17 protein-coding genes are annotated in these 21,435 nt (G+C 66.0%); 5 read left to right on the top strand and 12 right to left on the bottom strand.

Annotated elements, in window-relative coordinates; genetic code table 11:
- Positions 1–147 precede the first annotated feature (147 nt).
- Both gor and SP6_RS20710 read left to right on the top strand, forming a co-directional pair.
- Positions 148–1,497, top strand: coding sequence for a glutathione-disulfide reductase (gor, locus tag SP6_RS00420; RefSeq protein ID WP_007405734.1), 1,350 nt, complete (start codon positions 148–150; stop codon positions 1,495–1,497).
- Between the two features lie 166 nt (positions 1,498–1,663).
- Entirely contained in the window at positions 1,664–1,831 is a 168-nt protein-coding gene (locus SP6_RS20710) for a hypothetical protein (RefSeq protein WP_007405732.1), read from the top strand.
- 85 nt (positions 1,832–1,916) lie between these two features.
- Here the strand turns inward: SP6_RS20710 and SP6_RS00415 are convergent, their stop codons facing one another.
- Positions 1,917–2,543: a glutathione S-transferase family protein gene (locus tag SP6_RS00415; protein WP_007405730.1), complete on the bottom strand. Its 627-nt coding sequence runs from the start codon at positions 2,541–2,543 to the stop codon at positions 1,917–1,919.
- Between the two features lie 45 nt (positions 2,544–2,588).
- The gene (locus SP6_RS00410) at positions 2,589–3,485 is read right to left on the bottom strand and encodes a dienelactone hydrolase family protein (RefSeq protein ID WP_037569113.1); all 897 of its coding nucleotides are present in this window, start codon (positions 3,483–3,485) and stop codon (positions 2,589–2,591) included.
- A gap of 132 nt (positions 3,486–3,617) precedes the next feature.
- Here SP6_RS00410 and SP6_RS00405 point away from each other — a divergent pair, with 132 nt between their 5' ends.
- On the top strand, positions 3,618–4,463 hold the full coding sequence (locus SP6_RS00405) for a hypothetical protein (protein ID WP_007405747.1): 846 nt from the start codon (positions 3,618–3,620) through the stop codon (positions 4,461–4,463).
- Between the two features lie 297 nt (positions 4,464–4,760).
- Here SP6_RS00405 and ftsH read toward each other — a convergent pair whose 3' ends face one another.
- From ftsH to ptsP, 5 genes are all read right to left on the bottom strand, one after another.
- On the bottom strand, positions 4,761–6,728 hold the full coding sequence (gene ftsH / locus SP6_RS00400) for an ATP-dependent zinc metalloprotease FtsH (protein WP_037569062.1): 1,968 nt from the start codon (positions 6,726–6,728) through the stop codon (positions 4,761–4,763).
- A gap of 141 nt (positions 6,729–6,869) precedes the next feature.
- Positions 6,870–7,862, bottom strand: a complete 993-nt coding sequence (tilS, locus tag SP6_RS00395; RefSeq protein WP_007405663.1) for a tRNA lysidine(34) synthetase TilS — start codon at positions 7,860–7,862, stop codon at positions 6,870–6,872.
- 147 nt (positions 7,863–8,009) lie between these two features.
- A complete protein-coding gene (locus SP6_RS00390) occupies positions 8,010–8,951 on the bottom strand; it encodes a tetratricopeptide repeat protein (protein WP_037569065.1) in 942 nt (313 codons plus the stop codon).
- Between the two features lie 87 nt (positions 8,952–9,038).
- Positions 9,039–9,986, bottom strand: a complete 948-nt coding sequence (locus SP6_RS00385) for a helix-turn-helix domain-containing protein (RefSeq protein ID WP_007405679.1) — start codon at positions 9,984–9,986, stop codon at positions 9,039–9,041.
- Between the two features lie 70 nt (positions 9,987–10,056).
- The gene (ptsP, locus tag SP6_RS00380; protein ID WP_007405687.1) at positions 10,057–12,330 is read right to left on the bottom strand and encodes a phosphoenolpyruvate--protein phosphotransferase; all 2,274 of its coding nucleotides are present in this window, start codon (positions 12,328–12,330) and stop codon (positions 10,057–10,059) included.
- 367 nt (positions 12,331–12,697) lie between these two features.
- Between ptsP and SP6_RS21165 the strand changes: the two genes are divergently transcribed.
- Complete coding sequence (locus tag SP6_RS21165) at positions 12,698–12,859, top strand: hypothetical protein (protein WP_164541244.1); 162 nt, start codon at positions 12,698–12,700, stop codon at positions 12,857–12,859.
- A 171-nt stretch (positions 12,860–13,030) separates the two neighbouring features.
- On the opposite strand, the gene SP6_RS19940 is transcribed toward SP6_RS21165, so the two are convergent.
- Positions 13,031–14,137 carry an RICIN domain-containing protein gene (locus tag SP6_RS19940; protein WP_053058543.1) on the bottom strand — a complete coding sequence of 369 codons (1,107 nt, stop codon included), beginning with the start codon at positions 14,135–14,137 and terminating at the stop codon, positions 13,031–13,033.
- A gap of 40 nt (positions 14,138–14,177) precedes the next feature.
- Here SP6_RS19940 and SP6_RS20705 point away from each other — a divergent pair, with 40 nt between their 5' ends.
- The gene (locus tag SP6_RS20705) at positions 14,178–14,366 is read left to right on the top strand and encodes a hypothetical protein (protein WP_126053196.1); all 189 of its coding nucleotides are present in this window, start codon (positions 14,178–14,180) and stop codon (positions 14,364–14,366) included.
- 165 nt (positions 14,367–14,531) lie between these two features.
- Here the strand turns inward: SP6_RS20705 and SP6_RS00365 are convergent, their stop codons facing one another.
- The 4 genes from SP6_RS00365 to SP6_RS00350 are packed head-to-tail and all read right to left on the bottom strand — an operon-like array spanning position 14,532 to position 21,410.
- Complete coding sequence (locus SP6_RS00365) at positions 14,532–16,556, bottom strand: glycoside hydrolase domain-containing protein (RefSeq protein WP_113667436.1); 2,025 nt, start codon at positions 16,554–16,556, stop codon at positions 14,532–14,534.
- Positions 16,553–17,674 (bottom strand): YdcF family protein, encoded by a 1,122-nt coding sequence (locus tag SP6_RS00360; protein WP_007405646.1) that lies wholly within the window; start codon positions 17,672–17,674, stop codon positions 16,553–16,555. Before SP6_RS00360 ends, SP6_RS00365 begins: the two co-directional genes overlap by 4 nt.
- Entirely contained in the window at positions 17,668–18,864 is a 1,197-nt protein-coding gene (locus SP6_RS00355; protein ID WP_007405713.1) for a Ca2+-dependent phosphoinositide-specific phospholipase C, read from the bottom strand. Before SP6_RS00355 ends, SP6_RS00360 begins: the two co-directional genes overlap by 7 nt.
- Positions 18,861–21,410: a TonB-dependent receptor gene (locus tag SP6_RS00350; RefSeq protein ID WP_007405708.1), complete on the bottom strand. Its 2,550-nt coding sequence runs from the start codon at positions 21,408–21,410 to the stop codon at positions 18,861–18,863. The genes SP6_RS00355 and SP6_RS00350 overlap by 4 nt, the downstream gene beginning before the upstream one ends.
- Between the last annotated feature and the right edge of the window lie 25 nt (positions 21,411–21,435).

The following is a 21,435-nucleotide window of genomic DNA, read 5'->3' as shown; positions in this document are numbered from 1 at the left end:
GGGCTGACGCCCTGCCCCCCCTTGCAGGTGAGGAATTTGGAATAACCGATCACTGTCAGGGGGACGCTGAACTTGGCTCGGCGTCCCCCGTTGTGCTTTTAAGCAGGCGCTATCGCCCTTTACCTATTCCCCGGAGAAACTGACCCCATGGCTGAGTATGACTATGACCTGTTCGTCATTGGCGCAGGGTCCGGGGGCACGCGTGCCTCGCGCGTGGCGGCGGCGCATGGCGCGCGCGTGGCGGTGGCCGAGGAATATCGCGTCGGCGGCACCTGCGTCATTCGCGGCTGTGTGCCGAAGAAGCTGCTCGTCTACGGTGCGCATTTCGCCGAGGATCTGAAGGACGCGCGCCGCTTCGGCTGGCAGGTGCCGAGCGAATGCGAATTCTCCTGGGCGACCTTGCGCGACAATGTCCTGGCCGAAGTCGATCGCCTGAACGGCGCCTATAAGAAGACGCTGGAAAGCCACGGCGTCGAGATCATCGACCAGCGCGCCGTCGTCACCGGTCCCAACAGCGTGCGGCTGGCCGACGGCACGGAGAAGACCGCCGAGCGCATCCTGATCGCGGTCGGCGCGCATCCCGCCATCCCGAGTTGCCCCGGCCATGAGCATGGCATCACCTCCAACGAGGCGTTCCATCTCGACTCGATCCCCAAGCGCGTGCTGATCGCGGGCGCGGGCTATATCGCCAATGAATTTGCCGGCGTCTTCCACCAGTTCGGCGCGCACGTCACGCTGATCAATCGCAGCAAAGAAATCCTGCGCGGCTACGACCTGACGATCCGCGACCGGCTGCTCCAGATTTCGATGATGAAGGGGATCGATTTCCGCTTCGACGCGACCTTCCAGGGGATCGAAAAGCTGGACGACGGATCGCTCAAGGTCTCCATGTCGGGCCATGACCCGATCGAGGTCGATCTGGTCATGTTCGCCACTGGCCGCGTGCCCAACACCTATGGCCTGGGCCTGGAGACGGCGGGCGTCGAGTTGGACGATATCGGGGCGATCAAAGTCGATGAGGACAACCAGTCGACCTGCCCCAGCATCTATGCGGTCGGCGATGTCACCAACCGTGTCCAGTTGACCCCGGTCGCCATTCGCGAGGGCCAGGCCTTTGCCGACACCGTCTATGGCAACAAGCCGACCCGCGTCGATTATGACTGCATTCCTGCGGCCGTATTCAGCCACCCGCCCATGGCCGGTGTCGGCATGACCGAGGCGGAGGCCAAGCAGAAGCTGGGATCGGTGCAGGTCTATACCTCCGACTTCCGCCCGATGAAGAATGTGCTGGCGGGTCGCGACGAGCGTGCCCTCTACAAGATGGTGTGCGAGGGCGTGACCGGCCGGGTCGTCGGGCTGCATATGATCGGCCCCGACGTGCCCGAAATCCTCCAGGCCGCCGCCGTGGCGGTGAAGGCCGGACTGACCAAGGCACAGTTCGACGCCACCGTCGCGCTGCATCCGACCATGTCGGAAGAACTCGTCCTGATGCGATGATCGGGAACCACATGCCCCTAACGGCGTCCCGCTTGGGGGCATGTGGTCAGAATCGATTGCATAAATACTTGTCGCGATAACGATTAGTTTGGTGCAAGCTTCGATTCGTAGCTTTCCTACCCGGCCGCGCTGACACGGTCGTGATTCTTTTCGAGTTGATAGTCCGATGAGCCACCCGAACGTCACATTGGAGCATGTCATCGCCCTGGCACAGGCCGCCATGGAGGGCGCCGACGCGCTCGGCATGCCGCTTGCGGGCAATCATATCGCGGCGGGCCTCGATATCCTGCGCGCCGCTAGCCCCGAGCAGCCGGATGTCCGCGATCACGGCTGAACCACGATCAGCCTGACGCAAAGGGGCTGAACGAAATCCTGATATCCACGCTCATGGGCAAGGATATCGGGATGATGATCGGCCTTTAGTCGACGACGACGTCTTCCACCTTCCCATCGTCGAGCGCGGTCGCGCGGACATGCGCCGGGCGATCGGCCAGTCGGCCGATATAGGCCATGACCGAATCGGTTTTGGGTATCAGTCCAAACTGGGTGAACCACATGAGTTGTGACCCCAGATAAACATCGGCGGCGGTGAAGCGCTCGCCGGCGATATAAGGATACCGGGCCACGGCCTGGTCGACGACCGCCACCGCCCGGTTGAAATCGCCATAGCCCGCCATGCGCTGCTGCTCGAGCGTCGGCGTGACGTTCATCGCGCGATTGGTGATCGCGGCCTCCAGCGGCCCCGACGCGAAGAACAGCCAGCGATAATAATCCGCGCGCTCCTGCGGCAGCGGCGCCAGTTCGGCATCGGGAAAGGCCTCGGCCAGATAGGCACAGATCGCCGCCGTCTCGGTCACCACCTGCCCGCGATAGACGATCGCGGGCACCTTCATCATCGGATTGATCGCGCGATATTCGGGCGCCACCATCGTCGTACCATAGTCAAGGATGACGGTATCATAAGTGGCGCCCGTCTCCTCGAGCATCCAGCGCGCGATCCGGCCGCGCGATTGCGGATTGGTGTAGAGTATCAGTTCGGCGGTCATGCGATATCTCCCCTATATGCTGCTGCCCCGAGCCCTCATCGGGTATCAGGCATGATCGAGATGGCGATGCAAAAAGCCGAGCGTCCGCGCCCAGGCCTGGGTCGCGGCGGCGGCATTATAGCGTTCGGCGCTGGTGTCGTTGTTGAAGGCATGATCGACCCCGGCATAGGTAAAGGCCTCTACCGGATGCCCGGCGGCCTTCAGCGCGGCGACCCAGGGCTCGCCCGTGGCGTTCACCCGCGTATCCTTGCCGGCATAATGGAGCATCAGCGGCGCACGGACCTTGGCCGCCTCGGCCGGCGCGGGCGCGGGACCATAATAGGCCACGCCTGCCGCCAGAGCCGGCCCCGCCGCGACCGCCAACCGGTTGACGAAGGCCCCGCCCCAGCAGAAGCCGACCGCGCCGACACGCCCCGTCCCCGCCTTGTCCGCCGCCGCATGCGCCATCATCGCCCGCGCCTGGGCCAGCGCCTGATCATAGTCGAGCGAACCGATCAGCGTGCGGGCGCGATCCTCGTCCGCCGGGGTGCCGCCCTGCGGCGCCAGCAGATCGGGGGCGGTCACGCGGAACCCCGCCAAAGCCAGCCGCCGCGCGACATCCTCGATATGCGGGGTCAGCCCGCGATTCTCATGGATGACCAGCATCTCGCCCAGCCGCTTTTTCGCGTCACGCGGCACCACGATATAGGCTGCGGAGCGAGCCCCCGCCTCCATCCCCTCGCGACGATCGATGCGCAGGCGGGCGTCATGGGGATCGGTGATCGCCGCCGCCGCCGGGCTCGCCGCGATGCCCAGGATCAACGCCTCGGCCGCGGCGGCCGAGCCAGCCAGGGCAGTCATCTGGCGCAACAGGGTACGCCGGTCATGATGCTCATGGGTGAAGGCGTCGTAGATCTGAACGGCGCGGTCGCGCAGCGTCTCGGTCGGGGGGACTTCGGTCATGCGGACATCCTCCATCCGGCCGCGCGGGGCGGGCCTGCCACCCTTCGCTCCCATCGCGACCACGCCATCAGCATAGTCGCTGGCATCCTGATCGGCTAGGCTCGGCATGGATCATAGGGGAGGATCAAGAACATGATGATCATCGCATGGGCCCTGCTCCAGTCGCAGGTGCAAACCCCACCACCGCCGCCTCCCCCGATCCATGGCGGCAACGTGCCGATGACCTGCCCGATCGGCGGTGAGACATTCTCCGGATGGCAGATGGGCAGCTATTCCACCTATGGCGAGCGTCCTGATGGGCGTCCCTATAGCTATATGCAGTTCCCCTTTCCCGTGCCGGAATGCCCGGACAATCATCTGGTGGTGTTCGATCGCTTCTCGGAGACGGACAAGGCCGCGCTCGCGGTGCTGATCGCCACGCCCGTCTATGCCAAGCTGGTCGCGCAAAAGGATTCGGCCCATTATCGGGCCGCATGGCTGGCGGCGCGGCTTGGGCGGCCCGAATCCGCCGTGCTCGGCTGGCTCCAGGCCGCCTTGTGGGCGCAGACGCCGGGCCCGCGCGATGGGCCGGACACTCCCGAAATGCGTGCGCGCCGAACGCGCTATGCCAGCGAGTTCGTCGAGCGGGTCCGCCATTTGCCAGCCAATATCAGCCTGAAGGACCGTCTATGGTCGACCGCCCGCGCCGCCAACCAATTGCGGCAGATGGGCGATTTCGCCGGTGCCGAGGCGATGCGGCGGGATGCGATGGCGCTGCTCGGGCAGCCGGGGGTCGGTGAGGGTTGGGATGCGTACCTGACCAAGCTCGGCCCGGTGATCGCGCGGCAGGATGCCTCGGCCGAACCGCTCGACATGATCCCGGCGCGTGAGGCGGCCTATCGGTGCGCCAAGCCGGGTGACGCGCCGCTCAGTGCCGTGGAGGTGCGGCTCTGCACGACACCCACCATTGCGGCGGAGATCGCGAAGCTGAAGGATTAAGCGGGTGTTGTTGAGGCGGGGCGATCGACTGCCCTCAAGCTGAACGGAGTTGGGGTAAGTGCCGTTCGTCCCGTCCGGAGCGAAGCATCCAGAGTTCCCTGTCCAGGCCCTGGGTTGCTCCGCTACGCTCGCCATGACGGCGGACGGCGATGGGACGTCATCTTAAGCCAAACGCGGCCGGTTCCAATGATGGCCAATTCTGTGCGGACATTTTGCTATCAGCCGCCGCCCATAGATATCCAAATGACAAGGGCCGCCCCAACCGGGACGGCCCCTTCGTCATCCGATCCGGACGGATCAGGCGCCCAGCGGGCTCGGCGCTCCGAACGGACCCGTGCCACGGCGCGTCTTCGGGATCGACGTTCCCGCCTTGGCGATCGGCGCCGACTTGGCCTTGGGATCGTCGCGGCCGATATCGTCGCCGGCGATCAGCTTCTTGATCTCATCGCCCGACAGCGTCTCATATTCGAGCAGCGCGCCGGCCAGCAGGTGAAGCTGATCGACATGCTCGGTCAGCACATGCTTGGCGCGGTGCAGGCCGCCCTCGACGATCGACTTGATCTCGTCGTCGATCAGTTGCGCGGTCTGATTGGACATGCGCACCGGCTGGCTCGACGAATAGCCCAGGAAGCTCTCGCCTTCCGGCTGGGCGTACTCGACCGGGCCGACCTTGTCCGACATGCCCCACTTCGTGACCATGTCGCGCGCCAGACCGGTGGCGTACTGGATGTCGCCGCTCGCGCCGCTCGACACCTTCTCATAGCCGAAGATGATTTCCTCGGCCACGCGACCACCCATGGCGACCGCGAGGTTCGCGTACATTTTGTCGCGGTGATAGCTGTACGAGTCCCGCTCCGGCAGACGCATCACCATGCCCAGCGCACGGCCGCGCGGGATGATCGTCGCCTTGTGGATCGGATCCGACGCCGGCTCGTGCAGCGCGACGATGGCATGGCCCGCCTCGTGATAGGCGGTCATCCGCTTCTCGTCCTCGGTCATAACCATGGAGCGGCGCTCGGCGCCCATCATGACCTTGTCCTTGGCTTCCTCGAACTCCGCATTGGCGACCAGGCGCTTGCCCTTGCGCGCCGCCATCAGCGCCGCCTCGTTGACCAGATTGGCCAAGTCCGCGCCCGAGAAGCCCGGCGTGCCGCGCGCAATGACGCGGGCATCGACGTCGGGGGCCAGCGGCACCTTCTTCATATGAACTTCGAGGATCTTCACGCGGCCATCGATATCCGGGCGCGGTACCACGACCTGACGGTCGAAGCGACCGGGACGCAGCAGCGCGGGGTCGAGCACGTCCGGGCGGTTGGTCGCGGCGATGATGATGATGCCTTCATTGGCCTCGAAACCATCCATCTCGACCAGCAACTGGTTCAGCGTCTGCTCGCGCTCGTCATTGCCATTGCCCAGGCCGGCGCCGCGATGACGGCCGACCGCGTCGATTTCGTCGATGAAGACGATGCAGGGGGCCGACTTCTTCGCCTGCTCGAACATGTCGCGCACACGGGATGCGCCGACGCCGACGAACATCTCGACGAAGTCCGAGCCCGAAATGGTGAAGAAGGGCACGCCCGCCTCCCCCGCGATCGCACGGGCGAGCAGCGTCTTACCCGTACCCGGCGAGCCGACCAGCAGCGCGCCCTTCGGGATCTTGCCGCCCAGGCGGGCGAACTTCGACGGATCCTTCAGGAACTCGACGATTTCCTGCAGTTCTTCGCGGGCTTCGTCGATGCCGGCCACATCGTCGAAGGTCACCTTGCCTTCCTTTTGGGTCAGCATCCGCGCGCGGCTCTTGCCGAAACCCATCGCACCGCTCGCGCCGCCGCCCTTCTGCATCTGGCGCAGAACGAAGAAGGCGATGCCGATGAACAGGATGAAGGGCAGCGAATTATAGAGCATCAGCATCCAGATGGACGGACCTTCCTCGGTCTTCGCCGTGAAAGTCACGCCCTTTTGGCGCAGACGCGGGATCAACTGCGAATCGGGAACCGGGGTCGTGCGGAACTTCTCACCCGACGACAGGGTGCCGGTGATCGAATCACGCGAGATGGTGGCGGTCTTCACCGTCCCCTCGTCGACCTTGTCGAGGAAGGTCGAATATTCGATCGGGTTACCGCTCTGCGCGGACGACCCCGCGCCGGACAGGCTGACGAACAGCGCGAGCGCCATCAGGATGCCCACCCAGATCAACAGGCTCTTCATCCAGGGGTTGCCGCCCCCATTGGGATCGGGGCTCTGCTGCTTGTCGTTATCGTTCATCGGTGCCGGATACCTTTCGCCTCCAAGATAAGCGCGGCGAGGTTAATGGCAATGGAACAACACCGATCAAAGTGATCGATCGGTAACGGCTGCCCCGGTCGGCAACGCAGAATCAACCCGGAGAGGCCGCTATCGCCCCGATCAGCCGGTCCGGCGCGGCGGTGCGGGGCGGAAGCGCCAGACGCCCGAGCGCACGCTGGCGATCACGCCAGCCTGAGTCGCACGACTGCCGGCGGCGAGTGCGTCGAGCAGTTTCTCGATATTGCCCCCCTCGCTCCAGGCGGGGTTTTCGATTGTTGCGACCTGACGCACCGTGCCGATCGCCCGGCGCGCCAGCCGACGGCCGAGTTCGCGCGGCAGGTCGGCCGCCGCAATGCGGACATTGTCGTCATCGATCTGCGCCCGCTCCTGCCACAGCCAGTCGACCGTCGCCCGCAGATCGGCGTCCGCCTCCGCCAGTTGGGCAGCAGCACGCGCCATCTGCGCCACGCCCAGCCACTCATTGGCGCCGAGCAACTGACGGAACCGGGTACGGTCATGCCGGGGATCGTGATTGGCAGGATCGTCGACAAAGGGCGCCTCCGCCCGGCGCACGATCTGGCGCAGCTCGGCACGGCGCCAGTCGAGCAGCGGCCGCAAAACCGGGACACCATTGATCTCGGTCCGCACCCGGACACCCGACAGGCCCGACAGGCCGGCACCGCGCGCGGCGCGCATCAGGAAGGTCTCGGCCTGATCATCGGCATGATGCGCGGTCAGGATCGCCGCCGCACCGATCGCCCGTGCCTGATCGGCGAGCAGCGCATAACGCGCCTCGCGTGCCTGCGCCTGAAGGCTCGCCCCCTCAATCGGCGTGGCGGGGCGCAGGCCATGATGGGGTACGCCCAATATCCGGCAATGCTCCGCCACCATGCGCAGCTCTTCCGCCGCCTCGGGTCGAAGGCCGTGATCGACCGTGGCCACCGCGATCCGCCCCGGAAATGCCGCCGCCGCCAGCATCAGCATCGCCATGCTGTCCGGCCCGCCGGACACCGCCAGCAACAGCGGCGCGGGATTGGTATGGAGATCGTGAAGCGGCGTCAGATCGGCGGCGAAGCGCGCAATCTGATCCTCGGCCGTGGCGTCGGTGGCCATGATATTCTCAAAGCTGGTCAGGGATGCCCGGCTCTAGGCCCCTCCCCGACACCCGCGCAAGCGATTTCCGGCCCGAATGCCTATCACCCGCATCGGAAATCGGACGCCGCGCGGATCCGCGACGCCCGATGCTCCGACATCATGGCGTCACTTGCACTTGGCGGTGGTGCGTCCCGCTTCGATCTGGGCCTTCATCGCGGCCGAAATCTTGCCGCCATAGACGTCGGTCAGTTCGTCATAGACCTTGCAGGCATCGGCCGGCTTGTTGAGCTTGGTCAGCGCCTGGCCGAGATAGAGCAGGCTGTCGGGCGCGCGCTCGCCATCGGGGAACTTCTTGTAATTCTCGTAAAAGGCCATCGAGGCGAGGCTCGGCTTGCCCGAGTCGAGATAGCTGCGGCCGAGCAGATTCTGCGCAAAGCTCGCCCGGCGGCTCTTGGGATAGTCGGCGACGACCTTCTTGAGCTGCGTCTCCGCCTCGGCATAGCGCTTGGCCGTCCACAGGCGATAGCCATAGAGATAGGCGTCCTCGGCCAGATCGCCGGTCGAGGGCTTGTCGACCGTCGCCGCGCCGCTCGCCGCCGGCGTGCCGGTTGCGGTATCGCCGCTGGCCACCGCCGCCGCCGGGGTACGGCCAGGGCGAGGTGCCGTCGCCGCGCCCTCGGTCGGCGTATCGAGCGGGGCGCTCTGTCCGGCCGGGGCGATCGGGGCCGGCCCCGATTCCAGCGCCTTCAGCCGCGCGTCGGTGGCGCGCTTGTACGCGTCGAACTGGTCCTGCAACTGGCGGGTGCGATAACCGCTCTGTTCGACCTGGCCGGTCAGGCTGGTCAATTGCTCCTCCAGCGAGGTGACGCGCGCGGTCAGGTCCGCCAGCGCGCTGGTCGCGGGCACGCCGGGGGCCTGCGCCTGGGTCTGCGGCGCGGTGATCTCGGGCTGGACATATTGGTTCGCACCGCCCGGAAACACCTTGCGCTGCACCGCGCGCATTTCGCTTTCCAGCTTGCCGACCCGGCCCTCGATATTGGACTGGGCACTGGCCATGGTCGGCACGATCAGGACGGCCGCAGCGCCGGCCAGCAACAGGTTACGCATCGCTCTCACCCCCCGGTGGGTTCATGGAAAAGACGGGACATCCTATCTGCCCTGCCGAAGCTGTCGCCAGCCTTAAAGATCAGCCCCTTACAGATCGGCCGGTGCCGTCGTCGCCGGGCTCGGCGACGGTGCGGGTGCCGGTGCAGTCTGCGCCGTGGCGGCAGAGCGCTGCGTACGGCGCGGCGCGCTCGTCTCACGCGGGCTGGGCGCATTCGCCAGCGGCGCGCCCGAGGCCCGCGCCGCGATCGAGGCCGGATCGAGCTTCACATCCTTGATCGCGCGCGATCCGTCGCCCAGCGGCGGGATGGCATTGCCGTTCAGCGTGACGGTCAACTTGTCGGGGCGGCCGACATTCAGCATCGGGCCATTGGCGTCGGCGGGCACCTCATATTGCTCGCCCTGCTTCAGCGTCCCGATCTTCAGCGTCTTGTTGTCGGCGTCATAGACGCGCAGCCACACTTCGCCATTGGCGGTCAGCATCACCTTGCCGCCGGTCACCGGCGTCGGGCTGGCGGCCGGCGCGACGGGCGCCGCCTCGGCGGTATTGGCCAGCGGGGTCACGGCCGGCACGTCCTGCGCGGTGCGGTCGCGGCGGAACAGATCGGTACCGTACCAGAGCCCCGCGATGATCAGCAGCGCCAGCGCGATGCCCGCGCTGATGATCGCCAGTCCGCGCGACGGCACGCGGGCGGGATCGGCGATATCCTGCGGCACATATTCGCTGATCCGGCGACCGACCCGGTCGACATCGGCGCGCACCGCCTGGGCGATCGCGACCTCGTCGGCGCCGACCGCGCGGGCATAGGCCTTGGCGAAGCCCACCGCGTAGGTTGCCGAGGGCAGGCTTTGATAATCGGATGCCTCGATCGCCGCGAGATGGCGGCTGGGGATACGCGTCCGCGCACCGATGTCGCCGAGCGACAGCCCCTGTGCCTCTCGCGCCGCACGCAGGACGTCACCGGCGCGGGCGGGTGCCGATGGTGCGGCATCGTGGCCCGGATTGACCTCGTCCATTCTCAACTCCGAAGTGATCATGGCCCACCCCATGATCGCGGTCGTTCTTTCAGACGGCTGGGATCAAGTCAACGCGAACCCCCGGCCTGGATCAGGCCAATTCCACACCATTCGTCGCAGCCCAGGCACCAAGCGCCCCGCGCATGTCACGCACCGGGTTTTCCAGCAGCCGCGCCATCTCGGCGGTGACCCCGTCGCGGTCCAGCGATCGGATCATCGCCTTGACCGGGCCGACCGCCGCAGGGGTGATCGACAGGCGATCAATGCCCAGCCCGATCAGGGCCATCGCCTCCAGCGGGCGCCCCCCCATTTCCCCGCAAACACCGACCGGCACCCCGGCGGCACGCGCCGGTTCGACCACCCGGCGCAGGAAGCGCAGGATGGAGGGGCTGAGCCAATCGTAACGCTCGGCCAGCTTGGGGTTGGCGCGGTCGGCGGCGAACAGGAACTGGGTCAGGTCGTTGGTGCCGATCGACAGGAAATCGACATTGGGCAGGATCAGGTCGAGCTGCTCGGCCAGCGCCGGCACCTCGAGCATCGCGCCGTAGCGGACCTCCAGCGGCAGGCGACGGCCGCGCCCGGCGAGCCACACCCGCTGCGCTTCGAACAGCGCCTTGGCCTCGTCGAATTCCCAGGCTTCGGACACCATCGGGAACATGACGTGAAGCGTGCGGCCCGCGCCCGCCTCGATCAGCGCGCGCGCCTGCGCCTTCATCAGCCCTTCGCGCTCCAGCGCCAGGCGCAGCGCGCGCCAGCCCATGGCGGGATTTTCCTCATCCCCCGCCTCGACATTCAGATAGGGAAGCGCCTTGTCGCCACCGATATCGATGGTGCGGAACACGACCGGGCGATCACCCGCCGCCTCCATCACGTCGCGGTACAGCCGCAACTGCCGCTCGCGCTGTGGCAGGGTGGCGGAGACCAGGAACTGGAATTCGGTGCGGAACAACCCGATCCCGTCCGCGCCCGTGGTATCGAGTGCAGCGGCATCGTCGCGCAGCCCGGCATTGACCATCAACGTGACACGGTGCCCGTCCTTGGTCACCGGCGGCACGTCGCGCAGCGCGGCAAAGGCCGCGCGCCGCTTCTGACGCAGCGCCAGCTTGGCCTCGAAAGCCTCCTCCATCGCCGCGGTCGGACGGACCAGCACGCTGCCCTCGGTCACGTCGAGCAGCAACTGATCGCCATCGGCGATCTGGCGCCGCACTTCGCGCACCCGGCCCAGCACCGGCACGCCCATGGCGCGCGCGACGATGATGACATGCGCGGTCAGCGACCCTTCCTCCAGGATCACGCCCTTCAACCGCCGCCGGTCATATTCCAGCAGCTCGGCCGGCCCCAGATTGCGCGCGATCAGGATCGTGTCCTGGCGCAGACCCAGTTGCGCCGCCGTCCCCATCTGGCCCGACACGATGCGCAGCAACCGGTTGGACAGGTCCTCCAGATCGTGCATGCGATCGGCGAGCAAGGGATCGTCGATCTGGCGCATCCGCTGGCGCGTGCGCTGCTGCACCCGCTCGATCGCCGCTTCGGCGGTCAGGCCACTGTCGATCGCCTCGTTGATGCGGCGCGCCCAGCCCTCGTCATAGGCAAACATCTTATAGGTCTCGATGACCTCGACATGCTCGCCCGCGACGCCGAACTCGGCCTCGCGCGCCATGCGGTCGATCTGTTCGCGCATCTTGTCGAACGCGGCATAGACGCGGCGACGTTCGGCATCGATGTCCTCGGCGACCGTGTGTTCGATGACAATGCGCGGCTGATGGAAGACGGCAAAGCCGCTGCCCATGCCATCGACCAGCTTCTGGCCGCCGAGCCGGATCGAGGCGGTCATCTGCGGCCGCGCACCCGCCGCACCCGCCGCATCGATCAACCCGGCATTGGCGATCAGCTCGGACAGCACCATGGCGACCGTCTGCAATGCCTCGATCTCGACATCGGCATATTTGCGCGGTTCGCTATGCTGGACGGCCAGCACACCCACCGCCCGCTCACGCCGGATGATCGGCACGCCGGCAAAGCTGTGGAACCGGTCCTCGCCGGTCTCGGGCTTGTAGGCGAAGTCGGGATGGCTGGCGGCTTCGTCGAGATTTAACACCTCGACATCCTCGGCGATGGTGCCGACCAGCCCCTCGCCCAGCGCCAGCTTGGTAACGTGCACCGCCTCCTCGGCGAGGCCACGCGTGGCGAACAGTTCCAGCACGCCTTCGCGCAACAGGTAGATGGAACAGACCTCGCTGCCGATCGACTCGCCGATGATCTGGACGACCTGGTTCAGCTTGGCTTGGGCGGGCGCGCGCGACGCCATGACGTCGTGCAGGCGGACGAGGATTTCGCGGGCGGAGGCGGCGGCCGAAACGGGCATGGTGACAGGGCTATCAGACCGGATGCGGCGGTGTCATGCGCTAATCGCACGCAGGCGTCTTTTTGGTCGGCGAGCTTGGTCACAAGCCCATCGAAAATGGCTGATCCGGGTCATGTTTCAATGATTTATCGGAACAGGCCAAGCGGTGACCGGTTGCACCCGCCATGACAGTCATGGGAGATCATCATGCCCAAGCCCGTCACGATCATACCCGCCCTCGCCCTGCTCGGGGCGCCAATCGCAGCGCATAGCCCGATGCCACCGAGGATCGAGCGGCCCCAGATCTTGATCACGGAACAGGCCGACGCCCGGCCCGATCGCTTCAATCGGCGCCATATCGCACCGGTCCTAGCCTATGGAGACGATCATGAATGACTGCCCCCAGTCCAGCACCGAAACCGATCAGCCCAACCTGTCGACCGAGCATCAGAAACCCGGTGACGCCCGCCGGCCGAACGATACGCTCGACAAGGGCCGGTCGAGCACCGAAGGACAGGATGCGCCTCCGCGAAGGTCTTCGCTAACCTGAGGCGGAAGCATAAAGTCTGACAAAACATCGCCGCTCCGGTATCGCCATTCTTGGTGAGAGCGATCTGCTCAGCGATGATCGGCACCCGACCAACACTAAAATTGTCGCGTTGGGTGAAATGTCAGAACCCGATGGACGCCCCGGATCCGACCGGGGCGCCCCCGCTTCAACTTACCGCACCAGATGCCATTGCTGGTTCGGATGCCCACCGCAATCCCAGACGCGGATCGACGCGCCGGCGCCCAGTTCGCCGACATTGTCCAGGCACTTGAACGTCTGGCGATTGCGCAACAGGAACCAGCCATCGTCGGTCGTGAGCAGTTCCCATTGCTGGGCGATGCTCTGCGAACGCGGCGCGAGCACCGTCGGGTCCCCATTGTTCGTGTTGCCCGCCGAGTCGATCGCACGGCCATCCGCGCTCACCAATTCGACATAGCCGTCGGCATAATGCACATTCCAGGTCAGGGTCGCGCCGGTCCCGCTGCCGGCGACGGGTTCGGTACCGGTCCCGTCCAGCAACAGCTTGCTCGACCGGTTGACGAAGCGGCGATCGCCCGCGAACTGCGTCGCGGCGTCACCCAGCCCCATGTCCCCCAATTGCGAGGATACCAACTGGACGTTCCGCTGGGTTTCATAGAATTCATTGTCGTAGTTCAGGCCATAGGGCCAGAAATGGATGCGGTCGCCCCACTGCACCGCGTCGGGGCCGTCAAACGCCTTGATCCGCGCATTGGTGATGGCCCCTCTCCAGCGGCCATCGACCATGTAATTTCCCCATTCGCCATAGGTGCCCGAGCCGAGCCAATGCGCCATTTCGTGCAGCGCCACGCGCCGGCCGATCGAACCGCCGAACTGGATGCGCCAGCGATAGCCGGCCTCCGCCGTGGGCGTGCCGGGGTGATAGGTGACGCTGACATGGCCTTCATAGCCGGCCAGGGTATTGGTATGATTGATCGTCCAGTTCATCGCATCGGTGATGCGGTTGCGGATATCCTCGGACACATCGGTATCGAGCGACCATGTCAGTCGGCCGACCGTATAGAGTTCCAGTTCCGCCGGGGCGGCGGCCGTGGTGCCGGAGGATGGTGTCGCGGCATTGGTCGCGGCGGCCGTTGCCGTCCCCACGCTCGGTGTGGACAGGGCGGACGTCGCGCCCGGCACGACCGAGATGGCGTCGGATGCGCCGTCGTTACCGCATGAGGCCAAGGTCAATGCCAGCGCACATGCCGTCAACGCGATCGCAAGGCGTGATGATTGCGGCGGTAGGTCCTTTCGCATGTCACTCTCCCATTCCATCTTCAATCATGAACATAATTTCATGATCGAATTTGACAGACGAAAGAGGAATGTAAAGGCAAAAGTAAGACAAATTAATGCTGTTAAGAATGGATATCAGGTCACCTCAAGAGTGTTAGACGATGCTTTCGAGCCCGTAGTCGCCTTGAAAGATGACGGAATTTTCATGATCCCCTCTCAAGGTCAGTTGAGCAGCCACACGGAAGCATGAGAGTAGTTTTTGACGCAAATCCGCGATTGGGGGTGGCTGGCTGACCATGAAGGAGCGCTCGAGTCGCCGGGAATCGGCAAATGATGGCGAAGGTCGGAAAGTGGCGACCCCTCGGAGCGGAATGGCGATAGCAATTCGCGCTCGGCGCGCTCGCACGATACCGCGTCAGCCTATGGGCGCGGTATAGACCGACAAGACGCCGCCCGAAACAAGCGCGGCATGATCGAGCCAAGGCGTGGCGACCGGCTTTCCGTTCCACAGGATGGCGGTGACGGCACCATCGGCCGGGCCGATACGCTCGATCGTCACGCTGCGCCCCTGCGACAGCGCGAGGCGCGCTTGCCGGACGAGCGGAACGCCGATCGCATAGCGCGGGCTGCCCGGTATCAATGGATACAGGCCCAGCGCGCCAAAGGCGTACCAGCCGGTCATCGCCCCGGCATCATCGTCCATGCCATCGGCGAAGCCCTGCGGCGCGAGCGCGAAGCTGCGGCCATGAAACGGCACATCGCGCTTTCCGGCATTGGTATAGGGATGGTCGATCGCTTGCGTCATGATGCGATGCACCAGCCGCGCGGTCCGGTCGCGTTCGTCCAGCGCGGCATAGAGCCACGGCACCTGGATATCGGGCTGGTTGGTCATGTTGAACAGCCCGTCGGCGAAGAAGCGATCCAGCTCGCCCAGGAACCGCTGCCGCCCCAGCGTCGCCACCATCCAGTCGAGATCGAAAACGGGTGCCCAGCGATATTGCCACAGCGTCCCCTGATACAGGCCGCGCGCCTTCACCACATCGGCATCGTCGCCCAGCCGTTCGAAGACCGAGCGCCACATCGGGCGATAGGCCATGGCACGGGCATGAAAGCGGTCGGCCAGCGCTCGATCGCCCAGATCGGAAGCAAGCTCGGCGGTCGCCCAGTCGTCATAGGCCGCCTCGATCTGCTGGTCGGGCGTCGCGCGTTGCAGCGTGTCACTCTCCGCCGCCATGGCCGCCAGTGCGGCCGCAGCGTCGAAGCCGGTGATCCCCTTGCGCCGGAAGTCGAGCAGCGCGATCCCGGCATGTTCGGTCCGCACGGTGAGGAAGGGCTCGGTCATGGTGGACCAGGACCTCTTGCCCTCGCGGTACAGCGCCACCAGCGAGCGGGCGATGTCGGCGGATCGTACCGGATCGAGCAGCGCCAATAGCGGCAACTGGGTCCGGTAATTGTCCCACAAGGCCCAACTCGTATAGCGGGTCTCACCCGGGCGGGAGCGATGAATCTCGCCGTCGCTACCACGGTGCCGCCCATCCGGGTCGTCGATCGCGACCGGTGTCTGCATCACGCGGAAGAGCGAGGTGTAGAATAGCGCCCGTATCTCGCGCGGCGCGGTGATCGCGACGCGGCCCAGCGCCTGCTGCCAGGCGGCGCGGGTGCTGGCGAGGATGGCGGTGAAGGGCCTTTGCCCGAGTTCGACATCACGCACCTGCGCGGCGGCGGCGGTATCGACGGTCGACAAACCGGTGCGGACTTCCACCACCGCACCCCGGCGCAGGCTCAACTCGAACCCCGCGACGGTGCCGTCCAGCGTGGCCGGTGCGTTAAGCGGCATACCGCCGATCGTCACATGGCTGGCACTGTAGAGACGATAGCGCCCGGCGTCGCACACCGTGCCCGCCGTCATCGCGGCGCGCAGATCCTGGCCCTGGATCGTCACCCACTGCGTCGCCTGCCGCTTGGTATAGCCATGGCCCGCATCCAGCCGCAGCGTGTAGCGCCCGCCGCGCGGCACCGTGAAGCGGAGCAGGCCGCCGCCACGCGTGGCGGTCATGTCGGCGGCGATGCCATCGGCATAGGTCACGCGGTACCGCCCGGCACTCGCCTTTTCGCGGCGTTTGTCGATCGCGGCTCCGCCGACCGCGCCGGCGGGAAGCAACGACACCATCAGGTCGCCGCCGCCCCCGCCGCAGCCGACGCCGACCGCGCGGGTATGCGAAAAGCCAAGCAGACGACGTGCGGCGAAATCATAACCGGCATGATTGGCCGGGTCGGTATCAGGCCCCAGTTGCACCATGCCGAAGGGCGCGACGGCGGCGGGCGAGAGTTGCCCGAAATCAGCCAGCGTTCCGACGAACGGATCGACCAGATCGACCGCGCGCTGCGCCTCGGCCGGGGCGGCGAACGACAGTGCGAGCAGGGCCAGCATGCGTGTCATGGATCGAGCGGGTCTCGCGGATCAACCGCCAGCGAGTCAGGCGAAGGCGTGAACGGCAAAGCCGTGGGCGAGATACGCGCCCCCAGCCTGCCCGGCTGATAGCCCAGTTCGTCCTGGTTGCGCCGGGCAAAGGCGTCGCTGTCGATATAGCCGCTTTGCCAGCGATCGGTGACGATCAGCGCCGGTTTGGCCGCAGGCGCGTGCATGGCGATCAGCAGACGCGCGGCGTTGCGTAAGTTGGTCGTCGTGTGCCGCGCATAGGGCTCCAGCACCACCCGGTCGGCGGGAATCCCGAAACGCTCGATCAGCGCGCGGCGCATCTCCACCGCTTCGTTATAGGGCGTGCGGTCGGGGTGAACGTTGCCACCCGAGACGATGACGAACGGCGCCTCCCCCGCCCGGAACCGCGCCGCCGCCAGCGCGAGACGCAGCTTGCCCCAGGCGCTGAGCGCGACCCGAGCGTCCTCCGGCCCGGCGCCCGGCACGATGATCGCGCTATAGGGGGCCTTGGCCCAGTCGATGCGGCGAGCGGTGGCGAAGGCGGACGCATTCTCGGCCTCGCCATAACGCGCCGCCTCGTCCCGCCCGTTGAGGTCGAGCAGGCCCAGCGCGAACCCCATCGGCCCCGCGATCGCCGCCGGTTCCTCGCCTTGCGCGACCAAGTCCAAGGTCGCGATCAGGCCGGGGAAATCCTGTGCCGCCGGATCGAGCGCCATGCCGTCGATCTTGGGATAGCGCGGTGCCTCGCCCTTGCCATAGACCGCGATGATCCGGTTGATCGCCGCCGCGTCGCGCCGCCATGCGCCGATGTCGGTCGACGGGGCGAGACGGCGCAGCGCGTCGTCGATGGTGGCGATATCCGCCTCGCTCAGCATGTGCCGGTCGAGGATACAGGCCGGGCGCGGCGTGCAGCTTTCGGCCTCCGCCAACCGCGCCGCACGCGCTTCAGCCAGGCGTCGCAGCGCGGGATCATGGGCCAGCGCCGCGCGATGTGCCGCGACCCGGCGTGACAGGACCGGAAAGAGGCGCGCCTGCAACGTCTCGATCGTCCGATCCTGTGCGGGGGCAGGCGCGGCCGCCAAGGCCAGCGATATCGCCAGAACGGCACCTTTCAGCATTGCGCACTCACTTTGTCACAGCGCCAGCCGGAGGCGAAGGGCGCCAGATGATAGCCATTGCCATGAACATTGGGCGCGCTGAGATAATCGGTCGAGATGATTTGCGCGCCCGAGGCCAGCGCCGCGTCGCGCCGCCGGACATCGTTCGCCCGCGCGTCCGCCGTGTCGATATCGGCACGGCTGCGCACCAGATAGCCGCGTGCGACGGCCGCGCGTATCTCCGCCCGATGGGTCAGCGCATTGTCGAACAACTGGAACGCCGTATGCGCCATACCGGGTCGGCCCTGGACGAAAGCCATCCGCCCCTCCAGCGAGCGATGCCCGTCGAGATAGGGCGCGAACGCCCCGAAATTCATTCCCGGTACCAGAAATAGGAAGACGAACTTGCCGCGTGCCTGCGCCACGGTCGGCCAGTGCCTGGCGAGTACCGCCGCCTCCAACGTCGGCGCATCGCCGCGCACATCGTCGGGCGTCACCACCTTGTCGCGACCGAGTATGTCGGTGATCGTGGCATCGACTTCAGCAAAGGCGGCGGCGTCGAACGGCGCCATGCCGGCCGTACCGGCTCCCGCCAGCTTGGGTTCGAGCAGGACGAAGACCGGCGAATGGCCCGGCGTCGCATCCGACCATAAGCGAAGCAGCGTCAGGCAGGAGCGGAAGGTCGGGCACTGGCTGCGGAAATCGAAGTCCGCGACGTGGAAGACCTTCAACCCTGGCTGGCGCAACTCGCGCTCGTAGATCGGCAGGAGGTCGCGCGCGCCCTGCGCCCTCAGCGCGCGATACGGCGCCGGATCGGCATAAAGACCGCCCTTGGGGTCGGGCTGCAGGTCCAGCTCGATACTGCGCACGCCGCTTTGCAACTGCGCTTCGATCGGTTGCTGGATATAGCCGAAGGCCTGGATGGGATCGTCCAGCGGCCCCGGATGCTCGTCGCGCAGCGCGGCCTGTTGCGCCGGGCTCAGCTTGCCCGCCATCGCTTCCTTCATCGCGCGCAATTTTGGCCCGGCAAGCGCCACCACCCGGCGGTCGATTGGCAGGGCATAGCTGTTATGCGTGCCGACGACCTGAATCTGATCGAGCCGCAACTGCTCCGCCGGATCGGCGGGCGCGCTGGAGCCCGCCGATCCGGCGGAGAGCGCGAACGCACCCGCCACAGCGAAGCGACGATGCCAGGCCTTCACGATCCTCACCACCGCTTGGTCAGGACAAGGCGGACATTGCGGCCGAACAGCGGACGGCCATAGATCGCGATCGGCGATCCCTGCCCCGACAGCGTGTCGGTGCGCGTATTGCCCTCGGTCAGGCCGCGCGCGTTGGTGATGTTGTCGCCCACGATCTGCGCTTCCCAGCCGGGCCGCGACATGGTGATCCCCGCCGCCAGCGTGTTGTAGGACGGCAATTGGGTCCGGTTGAACAGGTCGACATAGCGGCGGCCGACATAGTTCCAGCGTAGATAGGTCGCGATGGTCGCGTCGCCGCTGTGGAAGGTGAAGGTCGGGCGGATATTGCCGTAATTCTTCGGCTGGCGGATCAACTGATTGCCCTCGACCGCCGCCGCGCTCGCGCCGGTTTCGTTGAACAGATTGCCGATCGTGGGGTCGCTGAAGGTGAAGGCGCTCGCCAACTGGAACCAGGGGGCGGGACGCAGCGTGGCGTCGATCTCGACGCCCTTCGTCTTGGCGGTGCCGATGAAGGTCAGCGACTGGTCGGTGCGCCCCGTCTGCGGATTATAGGCGATGAACGAGGCGTTGTACGGATCGAACTTCGTATAGAAACCGGTCAGGTAGAGCGACAGGATCGGATAATCGATCTTCACCCCCGCCTCATATTGGTTGGCGCGGTTGATGACCGGCACCGCGCCCGAATAGACGATGCCTTCGCCCGGCACCTGTGCCTCGCGGCTGACCCGGCCGTAAAAGCCGATCCGGTCGGTCAGGTCGAAGTCGCCGCCGACCGTCCAATTGGTGACCGACATGTCATAGGGGTTGTACTTGACCGCGCCCGTGAAATAGCGGGTCGCGTCGTCCGCCAGCGTGGTGCGGTCGCCCAGGTCGATCTGTCCCTGGAGCAGGCCATAGCCGCGAAAGGCATATTTCTCGTGCCGGATGCCGGCATCGATGCGCAGCCGGTCGGTGATCTGCCAATTGTCGTTGCCGTAAAGGGCATACATGGTGATGTCGGACTTGCCGCCATTGACCGTGGTCGCATAGCGCAGCACCCCGTTCTTGGTCACCGAACCCAGGATGCGGCCATTGGCATCATAGGCATAGAGATCCAGCGTGCGCGGGCGCGCGGCGACCTCGAACAGATAATCCTGATAGCGCATGCGGAAATCGTCGCCATAATTGGCGCCGTAAGTCCCGACCGTCACCTCGTGCCGGCCGATGCCAGTATCGAACGCCTTGGTCAGCCGCAGATCGGCCTGGGCGGAGAAGAAGTCCGCCTCGACCGCGCGATACTGGCCCGCGATGACCAGCCCCGACGCCGCATAGGGATCATAGACCTGCGCGCCGCCAGTGCCACCGATCGCATAGCCCAGTCGCGCCACCGATGGCCCGAAGGCGGTGCGCGCGCGTGTCAGATAGCCCGCAGCAAAGCCATTGCCGTCCGCCGGATTGGAGGTGGAATAGAGCGCGTCAAAACTCAGCTTCCCCTTGGTGAAGCGCATCTTGAACGAGGGCTGCCAGCCGTTGAAATCGCCCTCATAGCTCATCGCGCCGCTGAACAGCCGGGTATAGCGGCCATTGCCCAGGTCGCGCGTCTCGGTCGTCTGGCCACCGCCCGGCACGGCATAGCGCATGGTCGCGTTGCGCAGCACCGGCGTGTTCAGCGTGCCGGTGAAGTAATCGATATAGGGATCGAGCGACACGGCCGGATTGCGCGGATCGGCGATCGGGATCGGCAGGAAGAAGACATTGTGGTCGTTCAGATACAGGCCGGACACGGTCAGCGTGCCGAACGCGGCCTCGTGACGCAGATTGGCGCGGAACTGGCCGCCGCGATCGCTGGGGAAACCGCTGTCGCGATAGCCCTGATGATGGCGGATGAAGCCGCCCATCGCATAGGTAGTGTGTTCGTCGATCGGTCCCGAAGTCATGGTGTCCAGCCGGAAGAGATCGGTATTGCCCGCCGTGAACTGCACCGCGCCGTGCGGCGTCTGCGTGCCGGTGACGGTGATCTGATTGTAGATCGCCGAGGCGTTGGAGCCGAAGATCGGCGCGGGGCCGCCGCGTACGAACTCGACCGTCTTGGTCATCAGGTCGATGCGGTTGAGCACATCGCCCTTGAAGAAGAACCCGTCATTGTCGTGATAGATCGGCATCCCGTCCTGATGGAACGCCTGGAACCCGCCCTCATTGGGGATGCCGCGCAGGCGATAGACATTCTGCACCTCGCCACCCGTCGCTTCCGCCAGGATGCCGGGGACCTGGCTGAGCAGGTCGGCAAAGCTCAGCGGCGCGAGCTGGCGGATGGCGGCGTTGGACAGCGAGGTGACGGCATAGGAGACGTCGAACTTGCGCTGCGCGGTCGCGGTGCCGGTGACGACGATGTCGGACGGCTGCTTGGTCGCGTCCTGCTCCTCGGTCGTATCGGAGGCCGCGATATCGGCCGTCTGTTTCGTCTGGGCCTGCTGGGCAAAGGCCGTGCCGCCAAGCGTGGTGGACAGGAGCAGGCCGACAAAAGCGGAACGAATGTACGGCGCACGGTCTTTGGCGGCCTTGCAGGATGCAGACATGACAAATCCCCCGAATTGATGAGGG

This window comes from Sphingomonas paucimobilis NBRC 13935 (genome assembly GCF_000739895.2).
Lineage (GTDB): Bacteria > Pseudomonadota > Alphaproteobacteria > Sphingomonadales > Sphingomonadaceae > Sphingomonas > Sphingomonas paucimobilis.
Note: the sequence above shows the minus strand (reverse complement) of the source record. Positions and strands in the feature narration are given on the sequence as shown.